At 70.8% G+C, this 22,630-nt stretch carries 23 protein-coding genes; 17 read left to right on the top strand and 6 right to left on the bottom strand.

All coding sequences use genetic code 11. The annotated features are described in order from the left end of the window. Positions 1 to 32 precede the first annotated feature (32 nt). Together CU254_RS21550 and CU254_RS21545 are read right to left on the bottom strand one after the other, a co-directional pair. Complete coding sequence (locus tag CU254_RS21550) at positions 33 to 1,082, bottom strand: LLM class F420-dependent oxidoreductase (RefSeq protein ID WP_009079342.1); 1,050 nt, start codon at positions 1,080 to 1,082, stop codon at positions 33 to 35. A 126-nt stretch (positions 1,083 to 1,208) separates the two neighbouring features. Next, on the bottom strand, positions 1,209 to 2,255 hold the full coding sequence (locus CU254_RS21545) for a helix-turn-helix domain-containing protein (protein ID WP_037714394.1): 1,047 nt from the start codon (positions 2,253 to 2,255) through the stop codon (positions 1,209 to 1,211). 212 nt (positions 2,256 to 2,467) lie between these two features. On the opposite strand from CU254_RS21545, the gene CU254_RS21540 reads away from it, so the two are divergent. The 6 genes from CU254_RS21540 to CU254_RS21515 all read left to right on the top strand — a co-directional run bounded on the left by CU254_RS21540 (position 2,468) and on the right by CU254_RS21515 (position 8,297). After that, entirely contained in the window at positions 2,468 to 2,911 is a 444-nt protein-coding gene (locus CU254_RS21540) for a cupin domain-containing protein (protein WP_009079338.1), read from the top strand. Positions 2,912 to 2,935: 24 nt separating this feature from the next. Beyond that, complete coding sequence (locus CU254_RS21535; RefSeq protein WP_009079337.1) at positions 2,936 to 4,543, top strand: FAD-dependent monooxygenase; 1,608 nt, start codon at positions 2,936 to 2,938, stop codon at positions 4,541 to 4,543. A 27-nt stretch (positions 4,544 to 4,570) separates the two neighbouring features. Beyond that, entirely contained in the window at positions 4,571 to 4,981 is a 411-nt protein-coding gene (locus CU254_RS21530; protein WP_009079335.1) for a RidA family protein, read from the top strand. Positions 4,982 to 4,985: 4 nt separating this feature from the next. Beyond that, positions 4,986 to 6,320 carry an MFS transporter gene (locus CU254_RS21525; protein WP_009079333.1) on the top strand — a complete coding sequence of 445 codons (1,335 nt, stop codon included), beginning with the start codon at positions 4,986 to 4,988 and terminating at the stop codon, positions 6,318 to 6,320. A 26-nt stretch (positions 6,321 to 6,346) separates the two neighbouring features. Next, positions 6,347 to 7,381, top strand: a complete 1,035-nt coding sequence (locus CU254_RS21520; protein WP_009079331.1) for an NAD(P)-dependent alcohol dehydrogenase — start codon at positions 6,347 to 6,349, stop codon at positions 7,379 to 7,381. A 67-nt stretch (positions 7,382 to 7,448) separates the two neighbouring features. Continuing rightward, positions 7,449 to 8,297: a fumarylacetoacetate hydrolase family protein gene (locus tag CU254_RS21515; RefSeq protein WP_009079329.1), complete on the top strand. Its 849-nt coding sequence runs from the start codon at positions 7,449 to 7,451 to the stop codon at positions 8,295 to 8,297. Between the two features lie 114 nt (positions 8,298 to 8,411). Here the strand turns inward: CU254_RS21515 and pdxS are convergent, their stop codons facing one another. Beyond that, positions 8,412 to 9,323, bottom strand: a complete 912-nt coding sequence (pdxS, locus tag CU254_RS21510) for a pyridoxal 5'-phosphate synthase lyase subunit PdxS (RefSeq protein ID WP_009079327.1) — start codon at positions 9,321 to 9,323, stop codon at positions 8,412 to 8,414. A gap of 401 nt (positions 9,324 to 9,724) precedes the next feature. Between pdxS and pdxT the strand changes: the two genes are divergently transcribed. The 3 genes from pdxT to CU254_RS21495 all read left to right on the top strand — a co-directional run bounded on the left by pdxT (position 9,725) and on the right by CU254_RS21495 (position 11,856). After that, entirely contained in the window at positions 9,725 to 10,360 is a 636-nt protein-coding gene (gene pdxT / locus CU254_RS21505) for a pyridoxal 5'-phosphate synthase glutaminase subunit PdxT (protein WP_009079325.1), read from the top strand. A 59-nt stretch (positions 10,361 to 10,419) separates the two neighbouring features. Then, complete coding sequence (locus CU254_RS21500) at positions 10,420 to 11,175, top strand: YebC/PmpR family DNA-binding transcriptional regulator (protein ID WP_009079324.1); 756 nt, start codon at positions 10,420 to 10,422, stop codon at positions 11,173 to 11,175. 159 nt (positions 11,176 to 11,334) lie between these two features. Continuing rightward, on the top strand, positions 11,335 to 11,856 hold the full coding sequence (locus CU254_RS21495) for a DUF4262 domain-containing protein (protein WP_009079323.1): 522 nt from the start codon (positions 11,335 to 11,337) through the stop codon (positions 11,854 to 11,856). Positions 11,857 to 11,964: 108 nt separating this feature from the next. Here CU254_RS21495 and CU254_RS21490 read toward each other — a convergent pair whose 3' ends face one another. Then, entirely contained in the window at positions 11,965 to 12,408 is a 444-nt protein-coding gene (locus CU254_RS21490) for a cupin domain-containing protein (RefSeq protein WP_009079321.1), read from the bottom strand. 133 nt (positions 12,409 to 12,541) lie between these two features. On the opposite strand from CU254_RS21490, the gene ruvC reads away from it, so the two are divergent. The 8 genes from ruvC (at position 12,542) to CU254_RS21450 (ending at position 21,758) form a co-directional block, all read left to right on the top strand. Further along, entirely contained in the window at positions 12,542 to 13,144 is a 603-nt protein-coding gene (ruvC, locus tag CU254_RS21485) for a crossover junction endodeoxyribonuclease RuvC (RefSeq protein ID WP_009079320.1), read from the top strand. Then, positions 13,141 to 13,737, top strand: a complete 597-nt coding sequence (ruvA, locus tag CU254_RS21480; protein WP_009079318.1) for a Holliday junction branch migration protein RuvA — start codon at positions 13,141 to 13,143, stop codon at positions 13,735 to 13,737. The genes ruvC and ruvA overlap by 4 nt, the downstream gene beginning before the upstream one ends. A 6-nt stretch (positions 13,738 to 13,743) precedes the next feature. After that, positions 13,744 to 14,832: a Holliday junction branch migration DNA helicase RuvB gene (ruvB, locus tag CU254_RS21475; RefSeq protein ID WP_050788240.1), complete on the top strand. Its 1,089-nt coding sequence runs from the start codon at positions 13,744 to 13,746 to the stop codon at positions 14,830 to 14,832. A 118-nt stretch (positions 14,833 to 14,950) separates the two neighbouring features. Further along, positions 14,951 to 15,373: a preprotein translocase subunit YajC gene (gene yajC / locus CU254_RS21470; RefSeq protein WP_009079315.1), complete on the top strand. Its 423-nt coding sequence runs from the start codon at positions 14,951 to 14,953 to the stop codon at positions 15,371 to 15,373. Positions 15,374 to 15,589: 216 nt separating this feature from the next. Beyond that, complete coding sequence (secD, locus tag CU254_RS21465; protein ID WP_009079313.1) at positions 15,590 to 17,302, top strand: protein translocase subunit SecD; 1,713 nt, start codon at positions 15,590 to 15,592, stop codon at positions 17,300 to 17,302. Positions 17,303 to 17,324: 22 nt separating this feature from the next. Beyond that, positions 17,325 to 18,545: a protein translocase subunit SecF gene (gene secF / locus CU254_RS21460; protein WP_037717648.1), complete on the top strand. Its 1,221-nt coding sequence runs from the start codon at positions 17,325 to 17,327 to the stop codon at positions 18,543 to 18,545. 5 nt (positions 18,546 to 18,550) lie between these two features. After that, on the top strand, positions 18,551 to 19,069 hold the full coding sequence (locus CU254_RS21455) for an adenine phosphoribosyltransferase (RefSeq protein WP_009079309.1): 519 nt from the start codon (positions 18,551 to 18,553) through the stop codon (positions 19,067 to 19,069). Between the two features lie 310 nt (positions 19,070 to 19,379). After that, complete coding sequence (locus CU254_RS21450) at positions 19,380 to 21,758, top strand: bifunctional (p)ppGpp synthetase/guanosine-3',5'-bis(diphosphate) 3'-pyrophosphohydrolase (protein ID WP_100267096.1); 2,379 nt, start codon at positions 19,380 to 19,382, stop codon at positions 21,756 to 21,758. A 1-nt stretch (position 21,759) separates the two neighbouring features. On the opposite strand, the gene CU254_RS21445 is transcribed toward CU254_RS21450, so the two are convergent. After that, complete coding sequence (locus tag CU254_RS21445) at positions 21,760 to 22,161, bottom strand: DUF1304 domain-containing protein (protein WP_009079305.1); 402 nt, start codon at positions 22,159 to 22,161, stop codon at positions 21,760 to 21,762. Then, the gene (locus CU254_RS21440) at positions 22,158 to 22,607 is read right to left on the bottom strand and encodes a cupin domain-containing protein (protein WP_009079303.1); all 450 of its coding nucleotides are present in this window, start codon (positions 22,605 to 22,607) and stop codon (positions 22,158 to 22,160) included. Before CU254_RS21440 ends, CU254_RS21445 begins: the two co-directional genes overlap by 4 nt. Positions 22,608 to 22,630: the final 23 nt, after the last annotated feature.

Raw genomic sequence — 22,630 nt, 5'->3', positions numbered from 1 at the left:
CTGCGACAGCGGCACCCGAGGTCCATTGTGGATCAGTCCCCGACCCCGGACGCGGCAAGGGCTTCCGCCGCGACGCGCAAGGCGGCTTTGCTGGCTTCGGGATCGGGGTGCGTCGGCGAGAGCGCGAGCGTGGTGACCCCGGCTTCGGCGAGGGCGCGCATCCGGTCGGCGATCCGTTCCTTCGGGCCGAGAAGCGAGGTCGCGTCGAGGAAGTCCGCCGGGATCGCGGCCATCGCCCCGGCGTAGTCCATGGTCAGGTACCGGTCGCGGATCTCGTCCGCGGCGGCCGCGTAGCCCATGCGGGCGGCGAGATCGCGGTAGAAGTTCTTCTCGCGGCTGCCCGCTCCGCCGATGAACCCGGCGACGTAGGGCCGGGCGCAGTCGGCCGCCGCCCGCCAGTCGTCGCCGACCGCGAGCGGGGCGGTGGTCACCACGTCGAATCCGTCGAGCGTCGCACCGATCTTCGCGCGGCCGGCGCGGATCCGGTCGAGGGATTCGCGCCCGTGGCCGGGGGAAAAGAACAGGCCGAGCCAGCCGTCGGCGATTTCGCCGGTGAGTTCGAGGTTTTTCGGGCCGAGAGAAGCGAGGTAGAGCGGAATGTGCTCGCGAACGGGAGGCACGGCCAGCGGCAGCGCTTTGCCGGGACCGCCGGGGAGGGGAAGCTGGAAATGCGCGCCGTCGTGCCGGACCCGTTCGTAGCGCAGGGCTTTCCCGACGATGTCGACGTATTCGCGCGTGCGCTGCACGGGTTTCCCGAACGGGACGCCGTACCAGCCCTCGGACACCTGCGGGCCGGAAACGCCGAGTCCGAGCCGGAATCTGCCGCCGGACAGATTGTCGAGCGTCGCGGCGGTCATCGCGGTCATCGTCGGACGGCGGGCCGGGATCTGCAGGATCGCGCTGCCGAGATCGATTCGCTTGGTGCGCGCGGCGAGCCACCCCAGCACCGTCGCGGCATCCGACCCGTACGCCTCGGCCACCCACACGACCGAAAACCCGAGCCGGTCGGCTTCTCTGGCCAGTTCGAGATTCGTCGAGTCGTTTCCGGCGCCCCAATAACCGATGTTGAGTCCGATTTTCATGCGGCCGACGTTACCGTTGGTAATTGAGAGGATACCGGTCGTTCCCGGCGTTCAGGGGGTGCGGTAGGGGTGCCGTTCGTCCATTGTGGAGGTACGAGCCCGACGGGAAGCGTGCGCTGATCGGGCTCACTTCAAGCGATAGCGGCGGAGTCGCTGATACAGCGTGCCACGGGAGATGCCGAGCCGGGCCGCCGCCTCGGACTTGTTGCCGCCGCACTCGGCGAGCGTGTCGGTGATGACCCGTAGTTCGGCCTGTTCCAGCGGGCCTAGGCGGTCGGCGGGACCGGGCTTGAACGAGCCTCCGCCCAGAGCTGTCCCGCGCGTGAGCACGAGGACGACGCCGTCTTCGAGGCGGCCGGGGACGACGGGGTACAGGCGTGCGCGCAGGCCGTCGGGGAGCGCGATCTCGTTCGCCGACGGGCCGGCTTCCGTCACCGCGGCCCACAGGCCCGGCCGGTCCAGGCCCAGTTCGGCGGCGTCGTCCTCGACGATCATCGTCTGGCGGTCGAGGGTGACGACCGGGCCGGCCGCCGCCGAGCGCATCGACAGGTGCGCGTCGAGCATCCGCCGTTGCCGGACGGTCGCGGCCTCGTGCAGCGCGGCGGCGACCCCGTCGACCAGTGCCCGGACGGCGACCAGCAGCAGGTGGTTGGCGTCCGCGGCGGGGCAGGCGACGTTCACGATGCCCGCGACGCGCCGGGTGATCGGGTGGACCACCGGCGCGGCGACGCAGGCCCACGGGTGCCACGGCTGCTTGTAGTGCTCGGCGCCGATCACCACGGAGGGGTGGCGCGTGGTCGTGGCGACCCCGATGCCGTTGGTGCCCGCGCTGCGCTCGGCGATCTGGGAGCCGGGCTCGAACTCGATCCGGTCGAGCTCGCTCGTGAGCGTCCGCTCGGACTCCCAGCGCCAGGTCAGGATGCCGTCGGGATCGGCGAGGGCGAGCGAGGTGGAGCTGCCGGCCAGCAGGTCGGCCATGCCGAGCAGCACCGGCGCGGCGACGCGGACGAACGGGGAGCGCGGGTCGATCTCGCTGTGCGCCAGGTCCAGCCGGTCCGGGTCGACGCCGCTGCTGCGGGAGCGGCGCCACGACGCGACGATCTCCCGGCGGATCGAGGCCGGTGCTCCGGACTGGAACCTTTCCCAAGCCCGCTGCGTCTCCGTCGACCGCATCACGCCTCCTCGCCGCGCACGGGCGCCGCCGCGCTGAGCCGGGACGACGCCGTCGGCCGATTATGCCCGGGAGAGCGGGGAAAATCGCCGCCCGCTGTGCAAATTCTGCACACCCGCCTCGACCGGGGAGCCGTTCGCGGCGCACCGTTTCCCCAGCTTCACCGGCGGACCCGCTGATCGTCCGCCGCCGATCCGAGGAGGAATTGCGGCACATGGAATTCACGGTCGAATGGGACGGCGACGTCACCCTCGTGCACCCGGAGCGCGAGCAGCGAGCCAAGCAGGACGTCAACGCGCTCTTCGGGGTGAACGGGGTGACCACGCCGTCGAAGCACCTGTCGCTCCTGGTGACTTCGCTGCGGCCCGGCGAAAAGTCGAACGTCCACTACCACGTCGAGCACGAGTCGGCGCTGTACGGCATCCGCGGCAGCGTGCATTTCTTCTGGGGCAAGGAACTCGAGCACGACCTGGTCGTGGGCGTCGGCGATTTCCTGTACATCCCGCCGTTCTGCCCCCACGTGTCCTACAACCGCAGTCTCGCCGAGGACGCCGCGTTCGTCACTGCCCGCACCGACGCGTTCGAGCAGGAGCGCGTCGTGACGTTGCCGGAACTCGAGGACGACCGGTGCAAGCCCCGGGTGTCCTACGTCGACTGAGCCCCCTCGGAAAGGAAGATCCTGATGATCGACGTACCTGTTCTCGTGGCGGGGGGCGGACCGGTCGGCATGAGCCTCGCGCTGCTGCTGGACCGGTTCGGGGTGGAAAGCCTGCTCGTCGAGCGCCGGCCGGCCACGACCACGCACCCGAAAGCCCGGGGCTGTCACCCGCGCACGATGGAGTTGTTCCGGCAGTGGGGGATCGAGGACCGGGTGCGTCGTGCGGGTCTCCCGCCGGACGCGGACGTGGCCTGCTGGTGCGAGAGTCTCAACGGCCCCTTGGTGGCCTACACCGACCCCTGCCCGAGCCTGCACACCCCCGCGCCGAGGTCGATCGTGCCCCAGGACGCGGTGGAGGAGGCTCTGGACGACGCGCTGTCCGCCCGGCCGCGGGCCCAGGTGCGGCGCTCCGCCGAACTCGTGTCCCTCGCCCAGGACGCCGACGGCGTGACGGCGCGGGTGCGGCGGCTGCCCGACGGCGAGGAGTTCGAGGTCCGGGCGCGGTACGTCGTCGGGTGCGACGGCGCGAACAGCCGGGTGCGCGAGGCCGTCGGGATCCCGATGGACGGGCCGGAAACCCTGGCGCTGATGGCGAATCACTACTACCGCGCCGACCTCGGGCACCTGCCGCACGTCCGCAGCGCGATCGGGTTCCTGGTCCGGCCGCGCGACCGGAGCCGGCCCGACGTGAACGTCCTGGCCACCGGACCGGACGGCGACCGGTGGCTGGCGGTGCAGAAGCTGCGGGAAGGCGAGGAGCCGCTGTCCGAGGAACGCCTCGTCGAAGAAGTGCGGGAGCAGTGGGAGATGCCCGACCTGAAGGTCGAGCGGATCAACGTCATGAACTGGCGGATGAGCGCCCAGGTCGCGCAGCGGTTCCGCGAGGGAAGGGTGTTCCTCGCCGGGGACGCCGCCCACCGGTTCCCGACCGCGGGCGGCAACGGGCTGAACTCCGGCGTCCAGGACGTGCACAACCTCGCCTGGAAGCTCGCGACCGTGCTGTCCGGGCGGGCCGGGGACGTCCTGCTCGACACCTACGAGGACGAGCGCCGCCCGGTCGCGCAGTCCAACACCGACTTCGCTGTGCGCAACCAGACGCGGCTGGACGAGATGGACGAGGCCTTCCGGCGCCGCGAGGAGGAACCGCAGCGCTGGCGCGACCTGCTGATCGACATGAACAAGCAGCTGCACAGCGACGGCCACACGCTGGGATACGTCTACGCCCGCGGTGCGGTCGTCGACGACGGCTCGCCGATCCCGCCGTACGACTCGCAGCACTACTGGCCGACCGACCGGCCCGGCGCGAGGTTCCCGCACTTCTGGCTCGACGTCGAGAAGACGGAGTCGAGCATCGACTGGTTCGACACGATGTTCGTGCTGGTCTGCGGGCCGGACGCGGAGGAATGGGAGCGCGCGGGCCAGGACCTGGCGGCGGCGGCCGTCGTCCCGTTGCGGGTCAAGCGGTTGCCGCACCTGCTCGGGCCGCTGTCGATGGGCCGGGAAGGGGCGGTGCTCGTCCGCCCGGACGGACACGTCGCCTGGCGGGCGCGCCAGGCCGGGGACGGGGCCGAACTGTCCGCCGCGCTCGGCCGGATTCTCGCCGGCGGCGCCCACGCACCCGCCGCCGCCTGATCGACCTCGAAGGAGAAACGGACCACCATGACCATTGCGCCGAGCTATGAGAACCCGCCCGGAGTCGGGGCGCCGTTCAGCGCGTACTCCCACGTGTCCAGAGCGGGCGAGCTGATCTTCGTCGCCGGCCAGTGCGGCATCGCCGAGGACAATTCCGTGGCCGGGCCGGACGTGCGGACGCAGACGCTGCGCGCCTACGAGAACGTGCGCACGATCCTCGAGTCGCAGGGCGCCGCCTTCCGCGACGTCGTGCGGTTCGTGAGCTATCTGACCTCGCGTGCCCAGGTCGGCGACTTCTACGCGGCCCGCGAGGAGTACTTCGCCCGGCATTGCCCGCCGGGGGAGTATCCGCCGAACACGCTGCTGATCGTCCAGGGACTGGTGCGCGAAGACCTTCTGGTCGAGATCGACGCGACCGCCTGCCGGCCAGGGAGGTGAACGCATGTCCGTGCGGGATTCCATCGACCGGTCGGGGATGAGCCGGTTCCAGATCAGGGTCGTCGCGATCTGTCTCGTGATCAATCTCGTGGACGGTTTCGACGTCCTCGTGATGTCTTTCGCGGCGCCCGGCGTGGCGCACGAGTGGGCGCTCACCGATTCCCGGGTGGGAGTGCTGCTCAGCAGCGGCCTGGTGGGGATGGCGCTCGGCTCGGCCGTGCTCGCCCCGCTGGCCGACCGCGTCGGCCGGAGACCGCTCACACTGATCTGCCTGGCCTTGTGCACCGCCGGCATGGCGCTGGCCGCGCTCAGCACCGGTTTCGCGGTGCTCGCGGGATGCCGTCTCCTCACCGGGCTCGGCATCGGCGGCATGGTGGCCAGCCTGCCCGTGGTCATCTCGGAATACACGCCGCGGCGGCTGCGCGGAACGATGATCGCGCTGTACGGGATGGGGCTGCCCCTCGGCGGGGTGCTCGGCGGCGCGGTCGCCAAGCTCGTGGTCGCCGAATACGGCTGGCGCGCCACGTTCTTCGCGGGCGCCGTGCTCACCCTGGTCATGGTGTTCGCGGTCGCCGCCGCGATGCCGGAGTCGCTGGACTACCTGATCAGCCGCCGGCCCCGAAGCGCGCTGAGCAAGGTCAACCGGCTCCTGTCCAGGATGCGGCTGCCCGCGGTCGACGTTCTGCCCGGCCCCGAACCCGGCGAGGAACGGGTGCGGGTGACGACGCTGCTGACCAGGGACACGGCGCGCACCGTCCTGCTGTGGATCTCCTACTTCGTGATGATGGCGGGCTTCTACTTCGCGGCGAGCTGGACGCCGCTCCTGCTGCAGCAAAGCGGCTTCTCGGCCCAGGAGGGCATGAACGCCGGGCTCCTGCTCAACCTCGGCGGGATCGCGGGCACTCTGCTGTTCGGCTTGCTCGCCCTCAAGGCGCGGCTGCGGGTGCTGACGGTCGGGTGCTTCCTCGCGGCGGGAATGGCGTACCTGGCGATGAGCCTGTTCCTCGGTTCGGCCGCCGCCGCGCTGATCGCCGCGGTCGCGGTCGGGATGTTCATCAACGCCGCCGGCAACGGCCTCAACGGCATCGCGCCCGGTCTCTACGCCGCGCCGGTACGGGCCACCGGGGTCGGCTGGGCGATGGCCTTCGGCCGGGTCGGGGCCTTGACCGCGCCGATGCTCGCCGGGCTGCTGCTCGACCATTCCTGGTCGCCCCGCTCGCTCTTCGGGCTTCTCGTCGTGCCCCTCGCAGCGGCCGCCGTCGCCGTCTTCCTGATCACCGCGCCCAGTCGCCGGGCGCGGACGGCCGCGAAGGCCGATACCCCCGCCGCGCTGACCTGATCCGTCCGTCTCCGAGGAGGAAAAGCATGAAAGCCGTGCGCTTGCACGACTACCACAAGCCCCCTGTGGTGGAAGAAGTTCCCGAGCCGGTCCTGACCGGACCGCTGGACGTGATCGTGCGGATCGGCGGCGCCGGAGTGTGCCGGACCGACCTGCACATCATCGAGGGACAGTGGGCGGACGCGATGGGCCCGCGGCTGCCCTACACGCTGGGACACGAGAACGCGGGCTGGGTGCACGAGGTCGGCGCCGGGGTCGCCGGCTTCGAGGTCGGCGACGCGGTGATCCTGCACCCGCAGCCCTCCTGCGGGCTCTGCCCGGCCTGCCGGGAGGGCCGGGACATGGCCTGCGCGGCGGCCGCGTTCCCCGGGGTGTCCGACCACGACGGCGGCATGGCCGAATACCTGCGCACGACCGCGCGGGCGTGCGTCAAACTCGGCTCGGCCACCGACCCCGCCGACGTCGCCGCGCTGGCGGACGCGGGCCTCACCGCCTACCACGCGGTGCGCAAAGCGGTTCCGCTGCTGCCGCCCGGCAGCACGGCCGTCGTGCAGGGCGCCGGGGGCCTCGGCCACATCGGAATCCAGGTGCTCGCCGCGCTGACCGCCGCGAGGATCGTCGTGGTGGACCGGGACCGGGCCGCGCTCGCGCTCGCCGCCGGACTCGGCGCCGACGTCACGGTCCTGGCCGACGGCGACCAGGTGAGCGCGGTCCTGGACAGCACGGGCGGCCGCGGTGCCGAGGTCGTGTTCGACTTCGTCGCCGAGCAGGGCGCGGAGAACGACGCCTGGGACATGACCGCGGCAGGCGGTTCCCTGTATCTCGTCGGGTACGGCGGCGAGCTGCGGATCCCCACCGCGGCCGCCGTCGCGGGCGAGAAGAACGTCGTCGGCAACATGGTCGGCACCTACCGCGACCTGGTCGAACTCATGGTGCTCGCGGAAGCCGGGAAGGTGACCCTGCATACCCGCCGCTACCCCCTCGACGCGGCCGCCGAGGCGTTCGACGATCTGGCGCTGAACCGGATCAGGGGGCGGGCGATCCTGGTGCCGGGGACGTGACCGAGCCCGGCCGCCGTCGAGACCCCGCGCCCGGTCTGGCACCGGGCAGATGATCTGGAGGAACCGCATGCGTATCGGCAATCTCGGCGGGCGGGCGCACCTGGTGCGCGGAGACCTGGCGATCGACATCGCGAAGGCCAGCGCCGGGACCTTCGGACCGGAGCCCGGGAGCCTCTTCGCCCGCTGGCCGGAATTCCTGGAGTGGGCCGGCACCGCACCCGCCGACGCCGCCGTGCCCTACCGAGCCGAGGACCTGAGTGCCCCCATTCCCCGGCCGCGCCAGGTCTTCGCCGTCGGTCTCAACTACGCCGAGCACGCGGCGGAGACAGGCTTGCGCGCCGGCGGCGTGCCCTCGGTGTTCACGAAGTTCGCCGATTCGCTGACCGGCCCGCACGGCCGGATCAGGCTCAGCGGGCCGTCTGTCGACTGGGAGGTCGAACTGGTTTTCGTGATCGGGCGGGAGGCGCGTGACGTCGCCGAAGCGGATGCCTGGACGTACGTCGCGGGTCTTATGGTGGGGCAGGACTTCAGCGACCGCGACGTGCAGATGAGCGGCACGCCGCCGCAGTTCTCGCTCGGCAAGAGCTACCCGGGCTTCGGTCCCACCGGGCCCGTGCTGGTGACTCCGGACGAGATCGACCTTTCGGCGCCGCTGAGGCTGCGGTGCTGGGTCAACGACGAACTCGTCCAGGACGGGCACACCGGCCAGATGATCCTCCCCGTCGGCGCGCTGATCGAGCGGATCTCGGCGGTGTGCACGCTGCACCCCGGCGATCTCCTCTTCACCGGAACCCCCGCCGGAGTCGGCATGGGACGCACCCCGCCCCGGTACCTCGCTGCCGGCGACATCGTCCGCACCAGCATCGAGGGCATCGGCGAAATGCGGCACGTCTTCGTACCGAAGGACGCGGGGTAGCCCACGACGCCGACAGTGTCCAAAGTGGCCGGACGAGGAACCGCCGGACAGCGGGAACGGTGGAGGGCAGGGGCGCCCTCCACCGTTCCCGCGGGTAAAGAATGAAGCAGACGGTTACCAGCCGCGCTCAGCCAAGCGGTGCGGCTCAGGCACGTCCTCGACGTTGATGCCCACCATCGCCTCGCCCAGACCGCGCGACACCTTGGCCAGCACGTCCGGGTCGTCGTGGAACGTGGTCGCCTTCACGATCGCTTCCGCGCGCTGCGCCGGGTTGCCGGACTTGAAGATGCCCGAGCCCACGAACACGCCCTCGGCGCCCAGCTGCATCATCATCGCGGCGTCGGCCGGGGTGGCGATGCCGCCCGCGGTGAAGAGGACGACCGGCAGCTTCCCTGCTTCGGCGACCTCGCGGACCAGCTCGTACGGGGCCTGCAGTTCCTTGGCCGCGACGAACAGCTCGTCCTCGGGCAGCGACTGGAGGCGGCGGATCTCGGCGCGGATCTTGCGCATGTGCGTGGTCGCGTTCGAGACGTCGCCGGTGCCGGCCTCGCCCTTCGAACGGATCATCGCCGCGCCCTCGGTGATCCGGCGCAGCGCTTCGCCCAGGTTGGTCGCGCCGCAGACGAACGGCACGGTGAACGCCCACTTGTCGATGTGGTTGGCGTAGTCGGCGGGGGTGAGCACCTCGGACTCGTCGATGTAGTCGACGCCGAGCGACTGCAGCACCTGCGCCTCGACGAAGTGGCCGATCCGCGCCTTCGCCATGACCGGGATCGACACCGCTTCGATGATGCCGTCGATCAGGTCCGGGTCGCTCATCCGGGCGACGCCGCCCTGGGCGCGGATGTCCGCGGGGACGCGCTCCAGCGCCATGACGGCGACCGCGCCCGCGTCCTCGGCGATCTTGGCCTGGTCGGCGGTCACGACGTCCATGATCACGCCGCCCTTGAGCATCTCCGCCATGCCGCGCTTGACCTTCGCGGTGCCGGTGACGGTCTGGGGTTCGGCGTTCTGCTGCTGCGACACCTTGCGGGCCTTTCTCGGGGGAGCTGAAGTGGTCTTCTCCTCCAGCGTAAGACGGCGGTGGACCGCTGAGGCAGGCCATTGCGCGGCTATCTCGGAAGGCCACTTCACGTGCGGAGAGATCCGCTTGGGCTCGGTCACTTTTCCGGCGGGAAGCGTTGACCTGGGGCTTCCCGGGCGGCCTACCATGGGAGACGGGACCGGCCTTCCGAAAACCGGCGGTCCCGGTGCCAGTGGAGATCACCTTCGAGGTGGCCACTGGCGACAGATTTCAGCAGTCCACTTCACGTCGGTCCAGGACGGGCCGCCGGGCGGGCGGCGGCCCCGGTGCGGCCCGCCTGACCTGCCCGGTTGCGCTCGGAGCGGCCCCCCTAAGCTGATGTGAACGTCTCACGGGAGGTTCGGTGGCGACAGCTACGGGAGCACGGCCGGCGGTCGGCGTGCTCGCCCTGCAAGGCGCCGTGCGCGAGCACGTCGCGATGCTGGAGAGCGCGGGGGCCCGCGCGGTTCCGGTGCGCCGCCCCTCCGAGCTGTCCGAAGTGGACGGCCTGGTGCTGCCCGGCGGGGAGTCCACCACGATGTCGCGGCTGCTCGAGACCTTCGAGCTGCTCGAACCGCTGCGCGAGCGGATCGCCGGCGGCCTGCCGGCGTTCGGCTCGTGCGCCGGGATGATCCTGCTGGCCCGCCAGGTGCTCGACGGGCGCCCGGACCAGCAGCAGCTCGGCGGCCTCGACGTGGTCGTGCGGCGCAACGCGTTCGGCAGGCAGGTCGACTCCTTCGAGGCCGACCTCCCGTTCGCCGGCCTGCCCGGCGGGCCGCTGCACGCGGTGTTCATCCGGGCCCCGTGGGTCGAGAAGGCGGGGGACGGCGTCGAGGTGCTGGCCACCGTGCCGGACCCGGAGGACCCGCCGGAGGGGCCGAGGGCCGATAGGATCGTCGCCGTCCGGCAGGGGGCGGTGGTGGCCACGGCGTTCCACCCGGAGATTACCCGGGACGAGCGCGTGCACCGGCTGTTCGTCGAGCTCGTGCGGAAAGCCTGAGCAAGGATTGCGGCGGCCGCGCCGGGAGGCACGCGGCCGCGGGAACAGATGGAGGAAAGATGAGCGGCCACTCCAAGTGGGCCACGACGAAGCACAAGAAGGCGAACCTCGACGCCAAGCGGGGCAAGCTCTTCGCGCGGCTGATCAAGAACATCGAGGTCGCCGCCCGCACCGGGACCGGGGGAGGGGACCCGGACGGCAACCCCACGCTGTACGACGCCATCCAGAAGGCGAAGAAGAACTCCGTCCCGCAGGACAACATCGAGCGCGCGCGCAAGCGCGGCGCCGGCGAGGAAGCGGGCGGCGCGGACTGGCAGACCATCACGTACGAGGGCTACGGCCCCAACGGCGTCGCGGTGCTGATCGAATGCCTCACCGACAACAAGAACCGCGCCGCGATGGAGGTCCGCACCGCGCTCACGCGCAACAACGGCTCGCTCGCCGACCCGGGTTCGGTCGCCTACATGTTCAATCGCAAGGGCGTCGTGATCATGCCCAAGGGGGACGCGACCGAGGACGACGTCCTCATGGCGGTCCTCGACGCGGGCGCCGAGGAGGTCAACGACCTCGACGAGAACTTCGAGATCGTCTCCGAGGGCACCGACCTCGTCCCGGTCCGCAAGGCGCTGCAGGAGGCCGGGTTCGAGTACGAATCGGCCGAGCTGACCTTCCTCCCGTCGGTGAGCGTGCCGCTCGACGTCGAGGGCGCGAAGAAGGTCTTCAAGCTGATCGACGCGCTCGAGGACTGCGACGACGTGCAGAACGTCTACGCGAACTTCGACGTGTCGGACGAAGTCATGGCCGCGGTGGACTGATCCAATCGCGACACGACACGGCCGCGCCCCTGCCACTCCGGGGCGCGGCCGTTTTCGTCCGCGTTTCCCCTTGCCGCACAAGGGAAAACGCGAAAATCCTTGGGACGGGCGGAAAATGACCGGCGCGGGGACTGGGCTCGGGCGCGCGGGTGGGGCAGAATGTCGCCCGTGACGACCTCCGCCCTCACCGAGCAAGAGCAGAGCCTCATCTCCTGGATCGAAACCCAGGCGCGGGAACGGGGCAACGCGGTGATCGCCGTGCCCGCCGACGACCAAGGGGCCGGCTACTGCTTCACCGCGTGCGCGTGGGCGTTGCACAACGTGCCCGAGGCCGTCGTGATCGGACTGCCCGACCACATGGCCCCGGTGCTGCTCGACGCGTACGTCGACCGTTCCGCCAACGGCGAGATCTTCGAGGTCGGCAAACGCTACGAGGATTTCTTCGACGGCGCGCCGGTCGTCTTCGAACGCGTCGCGAAAGGCCACTACCCGGAGTATTTCGGGTCCGCGTTCCTCGTCTACCCGGACGGCGACTTCCCGGCGCTGCAGATGATCGTCGCGACGCCCGACGGGCACTTCCCGTGGCACGCCGACGCGCCCGAGGGCTTCGCCGAATGGCAGCCGGTGCTCACCGAAAGCGGCGACCCGGAGAGCTGGACGCCCGGCGTCGACGGCCCCTGACCGGCTAACCGCGGCCCGGTTTCGCGGTACGTGAGGGCCACCCTCATTGACTCTGATTCCCTCAGGGTTCCCCTCACGTACCTGAAGACCGAGTCTCCGGCACAGCGGCTAGCCCAGCGCGGCCAGATCGGAGGCGGCGTCCGGAAACCGCTCGGCCAGCGTCGCCGGGTCCGCGAACTCGACGCAGTCGTCGGTATAGGGCGGCACCACGACAGTCCCGAGCAGGCTCCACGCGCCCAGCGACACGGTCGCCTGCCACGTTCCCGCGGGCACGACCACCTGCGGGCGTTCCCCGGCGGCCACGTCGCTGCCCAGCACCGGGCGCGTCACCGTGCCGTCCGGATGGAGCAGAAGCATCCGGGCGGGCGAGCCCGCGTGGTGCACGAACACCTCGACCCGGTTGAGGCGATGCGGCGCGGAGACCTCCGGCGCGGTGAGCAGGTAATAGATCGCCGAACCCTCGTCCGCGCGCCAGCTCTGCGCGAACCGGCCGCCCTCCACCGGCAGCGGCGCCAAGCCCAGGTGCGCGACGTAATCCTCCGGTCCCGGCATGCCCCCATCGTGCTCGCGGAGCGGAGGCCGCGTCCACCTCGCCCGCCGTTTGCGCGTGTCCGTCCGCCGGGCCGCGCCCGCCGACCGTTAGCCTGCATCTCGAACTGATGTTCGCGCGGGCGAAGGAGAAACGGTGCGGGTGCTCGGGGTCGACCCCGGTCTGACCAGGTGCGGCCTCGGCGTGGTCGACGGCGGCAAGGGCCGGTCGGTGCGCCCGGTCGCGGTCGGGGTCGTGCGCACGCCCGCCGACCAGGACCTCGCGCAGCGGCTGCTCGGCGTCGCCGACGAGGTGGAGCGCTGGCTCGACCGGTACCGGCCCGAAGCGGTGGCCGTCGAGCGGGTGTTCGCGCAGCACAACGTCCGCACCGCGATGGGCACCGCGCAGGCGGGCGGGGTCGTCGCGCTGGCGGCGGCGCGGCGCGGGCTGCCGGTCGTCTTCCACACGCCCAGCGAGGTCAAGGCCGCGGTCACCGGGTCGGGCCGCGCGGACAAGGCACAGGTCACCACAATGGTGATGCGGCTGCTCGGGCTCGAGGTCAAACCGCACCCGGCGGACGCGGCCGACGCGCTCGCGCTCGCCATCTGCCACCTCTGGCGCGAGCCGATGCGGGTCCGGCTCGCCGAGGCCGAGGCCCGCGCGGCCGAACTGGTCCGCGCCCACAAGGCCCGGCTGGCGGCCGCGGCCAAGGCGGCCGGAACGACCACGAAGCGGAACGAAACAGGAGCACGACGATGATCTCCTCGGTACGCGGCGAAGTGCTGTCCGTCGGGCTCGACCACGTGGTGGTCGAGGTCGGCGGCGTCGGCCTCGCCGTGCAGGCCACCCCGGCGACGCTGGCCACGCTGCGCCGCGGCGAGCAGACGCGGCTGCACACCGCGCTGGTCGTGCGCGAGGACTCGCTGACCCTCTTCGGGTTCGCCGAGGAGGACGCGCGCGAGCTGTTCGGCCTGCTCCAGACCGTGTCCGGGATCGGGCCGCGGCTCGCGCTGGCGACGCTGGCCGTGCTGGAGCCGGACAAGCTGCGCGCGGCGCTCGTCGAAGGCAACATCACCGTGCTCACCCAGGTCCCCGGCATCGGCCGCAAGGGCGCCGAGCGGCTCAGCCTCGAACTGCGGGACAAGGTCACCGCGCTCGGCGGCGCCAGCGACGCCCCGGTGGTGACCGCGCCCGGCGCGCTGCGCGGCGAGGTCGTGGAAGCGCTGGCCGGGCTGGGCTTCCCGGCCAAACAGGCCGAGCAGGCGGTGGACAAGGTGCTGTCCGAGGGCGACGGGCACACCACGTCGTCGGTGCTGCGCGCGGCGCTGGCCGCGCTGGGCCGCAAGCGGTAGCCGCCGATGAACCACGAAGTGACCGAGTTCGACACCGGCGGGTACGAGGCGGGCGACGAAACGCTGTCCGCGCTCGCCCAGACCGGCGAACGCGACCTGGAAACGTCGCTCCGGCCGCGGAAACTGGACGAGTTCGTCGGCCAGGAACGCGTCCGTGAGCAGCTGGAACTGGTGCTGGAGAGCGCCCGGCGGCGCGACGTGCCGCCGGACCACGTGCTGCTGTCCGGCCCGCCCGGCCTCGGCAAGACGAGCATGGCGATGATCGTCGCGGCCGAACTGGGCGCGGCCATCCGGATCACGTCCGGGCCCGCCCTGGAACGCGCCGGCGACCTGGCCGCGATGCTGTCCAACCTCGCGCCCGGCGACGTGCTGTTCATCGACGAGATCCACCGCATCGCCCGGCCCGCCGAGGAAATGCTGTACCTCGCGATGGAGGACTTCCGGGTCGACGTCGTCGTCGGCAAGGGACCGGGCGCGACCAGCATCCCGCTCGAGATCGCGCCGTTCACGCTGGTCGGGGCCACCACCCGGTCCGGTTCGCTGACCGGGCCGCTGCGCGACCGGTTCGGCTTCACCGGCCAGATGGAGTTCTACTCCGCGGCCGAGCTGGAGCTGGTCGTCCGCCGCGCCGCGACCATCCTCGGCATAGAGATCGACCGCGACGGCTGCGCCGAGATCGCCGGCCGTTCGCGCGGCACCCCGCGCATCGCCAACCGGCTGCTGCGCCGGGTCCGCGACTACGCCGAGGTGCGCGCCGACGGCAAGGTGACCCTGGAGGTCGCGCAGGCCGCGCTGAAGGTCTACGACGTCGACGAGCTGGGCCTGGACCGGCTCGACCGGGCCGTGCTCGGCGCGCTGACCCGCTCGTTCGGCGGGGGACCGGTGGGCATCTCGACGCTCGCGGTCGCCGTCGGCGAGGAGGCCACGACGGTCGAGGAGGTGTGCGAGCCCTACCTGGTCCGGGCCGGTATGCTCGCCCGCACTCCGCGCGGCCGGGTCGCGACCGCGGCCGCGTGGCACCACCTCGGACTCGTGCCGCCCCCGGAAGCGGGACGGCCCGACCCGGGCGGTCCGACGCTGTTCGACCAGGCCTGACAAGGGCGGACAGCGGCCCGGGTGGTGGCGTTTCCGCCGGTACCTGGCACACTCGAACACAGCACATCCGTCGAAACCGGACGCGGGCAGCCGAGAAAGGCGTCCGTCGAGGAGAGTCATGAACCAGTTACTGCTGCCGTTGCTGCTGCTGCTCGTAGTGGCCGTGCCGCTCGTCATGGGCACCCGCAAGCAGAAGAAGCAGCAGGCGGCTCAGCAGGAGATGCAGAACAGCATCGCCCCGGGCGACCGCGTGATGACCACGTCGGGCCTGTACGGCACGGTCGCCGACACGAGCAGCGAGACCACGATCGACATCGAGATCGCGCCGGGCGTCGTCACCACCTGGCTGCGCCTCGCGGTCCGCGAGAAGGTCGAGCCGGTCGTCGAGACCGAGGAGAACGAGGACCCGGCCGACGTCGCGGGCGTCGAGTCGGCCCTGGCCGCTTCTTCGGAGGCCCCGGCCCAGGAGTCGATCTCCGCCGAGGAGAAGCAGACCTCCGGTGCGCAGGTGGCGCCCCCGCTCGAGCACGGGAAGAAGTAGCCTCCGCACTTCCGCGGGCAGTGATCCGCCCACAGCCTACGAAAGTCGGTACGGGCGAACGGCGGGCTCACGCAGCACCGAGTACTGTCTCGGTGCTGCGTGCGTGTCCGCCGTCATAGTTCACGACCAGCCGCGTCCGGGGGCCCCTTCCGGCTCGCGCACCCGAACCACTCGGGGTCCATCCAGTCCGTGCCAGTTCGAGGAGACCGAAGCACAGTGGCACCATCGGCCGGGCATCTCCGCCCGGGACGCTATCTCGCCTTCTTCGCCCTGATCGTGGTCGTGCTGTACGCCTTGGTGTTCTTCACCGGCAGCGGCAAAGCGACGCCGAAACTCGGCATCGACCTGCAGGGCGGCACCCGGGTCACGCTCACCGCGCGGACGCCCGACGGGGGCCAGCCCACCCGCGATTCGCTGAACCAGGCGCGCCAGATCATCGAGACCCGCGTCAACGGGATCGGCGTCGGCGGCACCGAGGTGGTGCTCGACGGCAACAACATCGTGATCACCGTGCCGGGCGAGCAGGGCGACGAGGCGAAGAACCTGGGCCGGACCGCCAAGCTCGGGATCCGCGAGGTCATCACCTCGGTCCCGAACACCCCGGCCGCGCCACCTTCGGCTCCCGCTTCCGGCGCCCCGAGCGCCCCGGCGACCGCGCCGAGCAAGCCCGCCGGCGGCGGGGGAGCGGCGGGCGCCCCGGCGCAGCAGCCGCCGAGCACGACCCCCTCGGCCCCGGCCAGCGGACAGAACGCGGGCAAGAACCCGATCGAGGAAGCCCGCGCCGTGCGCCAGGCTCCCGCGCTGCTGCCGAAGGACCCGAAGAACCAGCAGGAGGCCGCCGCCGCGCAGGCCGCGCAGCAGAAGGCGCTCGCCGCGCTCACCTGCGCGCCGAACGTCGCGGACCCGCTGGAGGGCAACGACCTGCCCAACCAGCCGCTCGTCACCTGCGGCGACAAGAACGCCACCAAGTACGTGCTCGGCCCGGAGATCATCCCCGGCACCGAGATCGCGAACGCCAACTCCGGCTACGACCAGCAGCGCGGCCAGTGGATCGTCGACCTGAGCTTCAAGAGCGCGGGCGGCAAGACCTGGGGCGACTTCACGTCGGCCAACATCGGCAAGCAGGCGGCGTTCGTGCTCGACACGGACGTGGTGTCCGCGCCGACCGTGCAGAACGCCATCCTCGGCGGCAACACGCAGATCACCGGCAAGTTCACCCAGACCGACGCGAAGAACCTGGCGGACATCCTCAAGTACGGTTCGCTGCCGCTGTCGTTCGATTCGTCCGACGCCACCACGGTGTCCGCGACGCTGGGCTACGCCTCGCTGCAGGCGGGCCTGATCGCCGGCGCGATCGGCCTCGCGGTCGTGTTCGTGTACTGCCTGTTCTACTACCGGCTGCTCGGCATCCTGACGATCTGGTCGCTGGTGCTGTCCGGCCTGCTCGTCTACGCGGTGCTGGTGCTGCTCGGCCGCTGGATCGGGTACACGCTCGACCTCGCGGGCGTCGCCGGCCTGATCATCGCGATCGGCATCACGGCGGACTCGTTCGTCATCTACTTCGAACGATTGAAGGACGAGATCCGGGAGGGCCGGACGTTCCGGTCCGCGGTGCCGCGCGGCTGGGCGCGGGCGAGGCGCACGATCCTGGCCTCGGACGCGGTCAGCTTCCTCGCCGCCGCGATCCTGTACATCATCGCGGTCGGCGACGTGCAGGGCTTCGCGTTCACCCTCGGCATGTCGACGGTGCTCGACCTGGTGGTCGTCTACCTGGTCACGCATCCGCTCGTGGCGATGGTGTCGACCTCGAAGTCGAAGTTCCTGTCCAATCCCCGGAATCTCGGCCTCGGCGCCGTCCAGAAGCTCGGCTCGCAGCGCAAGTCCACGCGCCCCGCTCCCGGCCGTCGCGCGAACGTGAAGGAGGCCTGACGTGAGCGACGAAACCGCAGGCGTGACGTCGGACAGCCCGGAGGGCTCGAACGGCTCGGGCAGCACCGCTGCCACCGCGGCCAAGCCCGGCAAGAAGGAAAGCTTCTTCCACCGGCTCTACGTCGGCACCGGCGCGGTCGACATCGTCGGCTCGCGCAAGCGCTGGTACATCTTCTTCGCGCTGCTGCTCCTGGTGTGCATCGGCTCGATGGTCTTCCGCGGCTTCAACGTGGGCATCGAGTTCGAGGGCGGCACGCAGATCCAGCTGCCCGCGCACGGTTCGCACGGCCAGATCACCCAGGACCAGGTGATCAAGTCGTTCAACACCGCGCTGGGCGAGGCTCCGGCGGAGACGCAGACGGTCGGCACCGGCAACGCGGCGACGATCCAGACCCGCTCCGAAACGCTGACCGCGGACCAGGTCGCGAAGGTCAAGAAGCAGATCTTCGAGGACCTGGGCCCGATCGGCAGCAACGGCAAGTCCAGCGAACAGGCGATCAGCGACAGCGCGGTGAGCGCTTCGTGGGGCGACGAGATCTCGCGCCAGGCCCTGATCGCGCTCGCCGTGTTCCTGGTCGCCGTCGTGATCTTCCTGGCGATCTACTTCGACACCCGGATGGCGTTCGCGGCGCTCATCTCGCTGCTGCACGACATCGTGGTCACCGCGGGCGTGTATTCGCTCGTGGGCTTCGAGGTCACGCCCGCGACGGTGATCGGCCTGCTGACGATTCTCGGGTTCTCGCTGTACGACACCGTGGTGGTGTTCGACAAGGTCCGGGAGAACACCCGCGGCCTGCTCGGCCTCTCGCGGCGCACGTACGCGGAGGCGGCGAACCTGGCGCTGAACCAGACCCTGATGCGGTCGTTCAACACCGCGTTCATCGCCCTGCTGCCGATCCTGGGCCTGCTGATCGTCGGCTACGTCCTGCTCGGCTCGGGCACGCTGCAGGACCTGGCGCTGGTGCAGCTCACCGGTACGTTGGTGGGCGTCCTGTCGTCGGTCGCGCTGGCGACGCCGCTGCTGGTCGACTTCAAGATGCGCGACCCGCAGTACCGGCAGCAGGCCGAGCGAGTGGCGGCCCGCCGCGCGAAGGCCGCGAAGCGCGAAGCGGACGACGACTTCGACGCCAACGACGAGGAGCAGCTGGCCGCCGAACTCCGCAAGGAAAAGGCCATGGCCGCCGCGGCCGGCGTCCCGGCCCGGCACCCGAAGCAGCGTCCGTCGGGGAAGAAGAAGCGCTGACCCCGATGAAGCTCGACGAGGCACTGGACCTGATCGCCGAGGTCCCGGACTTCCCGGAACCCGGCGTCCTGTTCCGCGACCTGAGCCCGCTGTTCGCCGACGGCCCCGGCTTCGCCGCGGTCGCCGACGCTCTGGCAGCCACCCTCGACCCGGCCGCCGACCTGGTGGCCGGAGTCGAGGCCCGCGGCTTCCTCTTGGCCGCGGCCGTCGGCTACTCCCGCGGCATGGGCGTGGTGCTGGTCCGAAAGCCCGGCAAACTCCCGTCAGTCGCCGGACGCGTGGACTACTCGCTGGAATACGGCACCGCAAGCGTCGAACTCCCCGCAGGCGTAGTGAAAACGGGCCAGCGAATCGCGGTAATGGACGACGTCCTGGCCACCGGCGGCACCGTGGCAGCCACCGCGAAACTCCTGGAAGACGCAGGCGCAACAGTCACCGGAGTATCAGTAGTACTGGAACTGGCCGCCCTCAACGGACGCTCCACCCTGGACGGCCGCACAGTCCAAGCACTACGCACCGTCTAACCCACCAGACGCGTTCCCCTCACGGCTTGAAACCGCACCGCCGCACCCAGCCAGCGTGGCACCCAGCCCTCCCCCCAACCCCGATACGAAGCCTCCCTGCGGTTCGGGGGTGCTTGTCAAGGCATCTTTCCCGCCTTGACAAGCACCCCCGAACCGTCAGCACAATCAAACTTCGGGGTGCCCCACGCAACCCAGAGATGCGCAATGTCGCCGCCAGGCGACGAGCCGCAACGGCACGTCACCGCCCCCGCCGAAAGAGCAACCGGTTACCCTGAAGGTTCGAGGCCGCACGAAGCAGCTGGAGGTGCGGGTGAGCCAAGAGCTCGACGCCAACGTCCCCGCGAAAGGCGGCACCGCCCCCGCCCGGACGGGAGCCACCCCCGCCCGGGGCGGCGCCACCGCCGACGCCGGGACCCGGGCCAACGGAGCCGCGCCCAACCCCTCCGCGACCCGCCGCGTCCGCGCGCGCCTGGCCCGCCGCATCACCGCCCAGCGAGCGGCCCCGGTCAAACAGGTCCTGGAACCCCTGGCGGTCATCCACCGCGAACTCCACCCCAACTCCGACCTGGGCCAGCTCCAACGCGCCTACGACGTAGCCGAAGAACTCCACCGCGAACAACGCCGCAAGTCCGGCGACCCGTACATCACCCACCCGCTCGCGGTCGCCACCATCCTGGCCGAGCTGGGCATGGACACCACCACCCTCGTCGCCGCTCTCCTGCACGACACGGTGGAAGACACCGGCTACTCCCTGGAACAGCTGAAGGCGGACTTCGGCGACAAGGTAGGCGAGCTGGTCGACGGCGTCACCAAACTCGACAAGGTCAAGCTAGGCACCTCAGCCGAAGCCGAGACCATCCGCAAGATGGTGATCGCGATGGCGAAGGACCCGCGCGTCCTGGTCATCAAGCTCGCCGACCGGCTGCACAACATGCGCACGATGCGCTTCCTGCCGCCGGAGAAGCAGGCCCGCAAGGCGCGCGAGACGCTCGAGGTGCTCGCCCCGCTGGCGCACCGGCTCGGCATGGCCACGGTGAAGTGGGAGCTGGAAGACCTCGCGTTCGCGATCCTGCAGCCGAAGAAGTACGACGAGATCGTGCGGCTGGTCGCCGACCGCGCGCCCTCGCGCGACACCTACCTGCGCAAGGTGATCGCGGACCTGACGAACAACCTGGTGTCGTCGCGGATCACCGCGAAGGTCGAGGGACGGCCGAAGCACTACTACTCGATCCACCAGAAGATGATCGTCCGCGGCCGCGACCTGGACGACATCCACGACCTGGTCGGCGTGCGGATCCTGGTCGAGGACGTGCGCGACTGCTACGCCGCGATGGGCGTGGTGCACGCGCTGTGGCAGCCGGTGCCGGGGCGGTTCAAGGACTACATCGCGCAGCCGCGGTTCGGCGTCTACCAGTCGCTGCACACCACGGTGATCGGGCCGGACGGCAAGCCGCTCGAGGTGCAGATCCGCACCTACGACATGCACCGGACCGCCGAGTACGGCATCGCCGCGCACTGGCGGTACAAGGAAACCAAGGGCACGCACGCCAGCAACAACGCGATGGAGCTGGACGAGATCGCGTGGATGCGGCAGCTGCTCGACTGGCAGCGCGAGGCCGCGGACCCGGGCGATTTCCTCGAATCGCTGCGCTACGAACTGGCCGCGCGCGAGATCTTCGTGTTCACGCCGAAGGGCGACGTGATCACGCTGCCCGCGGATTCGACGCCAGTGGACTTCGCGTACGCGGTGCACACCGAGGTCGGCCACCGCTGCATCGGCGCCCGTGTGAACGGCCGGCTGGTCGCGCTCGAACGGAAGCTCGAGAACGGCGAGGTCGTCGAGATCTTCACGTCCAAGGCGGAAAGCGCCGGGCCGAGCCGCGACTGGCTGCAGTTCGCCGGTTCGCCGAAGGCGCGCGCGAAGATCCGGCAGTGGTTCGCGAAGGAACGCCGCGACGAGGCGATCGACGCGGGCAAGGAAGCGATCACCAAGGAGATCCGCAAGGTCGGGCTGCCGATCCAGCGGCTCGTGTCGGCGGAGTCGATGGGCTCGGTCGCCACCGAACTCCGGCACGGCGACATCTCTTCGCTGTACGCGGCCGTCGGCGAGGGCCACACGAGCGCGAAGCACGTGGTGCAGCGGCTGGTCGCGCTGATCGGCGGGGTCGAGGAAGCCGAGGAGGAGCTGGCCGAACGGGCCACGCCGTCCACGGTCACGCGCCGCCGCGGTTCGAACGACGTCGGCGTCATCGTCAAGGGCGCGAGCGACGTCTGGGCGAAGCTGGCGCGTTGCTGCACGCCGGTGCCGGGCGACGAGATCCTCGGTTTCGTGACGCGCGGCGGCGGCGTGAGCGTGCACCGCACGGACTGCACGAACGCCGACGACCTGCGGACCCAGCCGGAGCGGCTGGTCGAGGTGGAGTGGGCGCCGTCGTCGTCCTCGGTGTTCCTGGTGGCGATCCAGGTCGAGGCGCTCGACCGGCACCGGCTGCTGTCGGACGTCACGAAGGTGCTCGCGGACGAGAAGGTGAACATCCTGTCCGCCTCGGTGACGACGTCGCGCGACCGGGTGGCGGTGAGCCGGTTCTCGTTCGAGATGGGCGACCCGAAGCACCTCGGGCACGTGCTGAAGGTCGTGCGCGGGGTCGAGGGCGTGTACGACGTGTACCGGGTGACTTCGGCTTCGTAATTCAGAACGCCGTCGCGACCAGCGCGGCCAGCGGCGGGAGTGCCTGGGCGAGCGCCCCGGCGCGTCCCGCACCGCGCGGCCGGCTTAGCGCGAGCAGGTCGGACACGCCGAGCGCGATCCCGGCGAGCGTCATGAACGCGCAGCTGTAGAGCACGAGCACGCGTCCGGCCGCGGCGTCGCCGGTGTGCAGCAGCACCAGGCCGGTCACCGGTCCGGCGGCGAGGAACAGGTTGTACCAGCCGACGTTGAACGACCAGAGCCGCGTGGCGGGCAGGTTTTCGGCCGGGATCCGGAAAATGCCCGCGTGCACGCCGGGGCGTTCGAAGAGCAGCACTTCCCAAGTGAAGGCCAGCAGGTGCACGAGAACGGCGATCCCGGCGAGGATCTGCGCGACGGCGTTCACCGTGCTGGCTCTTCGAACGAAACCCCGTGCCGGGCGGCGATGTCGCCGAGCAGCGGCACCGCGTCCGGCCAGGGGGCGGAGGACGGGACGGTGGCGTCGATTTCGCGGAAGAACCGGCCCATCGCGTCGTCCGGGGTGAAGACGAGGAACTTCGCGTGCGGCGTATGCACGGTGAAGGTGTTGGGGGTGCCTGCCGGGATGTGCACGAAGGAGCCGGGGCCGAGGTCGTGGAGTTCGCCGTCGACGCAGACGGTGATCCGGCCGCACAGGACGTAGAAGCCCTTCGTCCACGGGTCGGCGTGCGGCGGGACGGCGGGGCCGCGCGAGGCGTCGATCTCGAACAATTCGTAGCCGCCGGTGTCCGCGGCGGACGCTTTCACGGTCGCGATCGCGTCTTGGGTGTCCAATTCCGGGCCTTCGCCCGCGGTGCTGAGGTGGATGGTCATGCCCTCGAAAGTAGAAACGCCGC

This window comes from Amycolatopsis sp. AA4, from assembly GCF_002796545.1.
Lineage (GTDB): Bacteria > Actinomycetota > Actinomycetes > Mycobacteriales > Pseudonocardiaceae > Amycolatopsis.
This window is presented reverse-complemented; position numbering and strand designations above follow the sequence as displayed.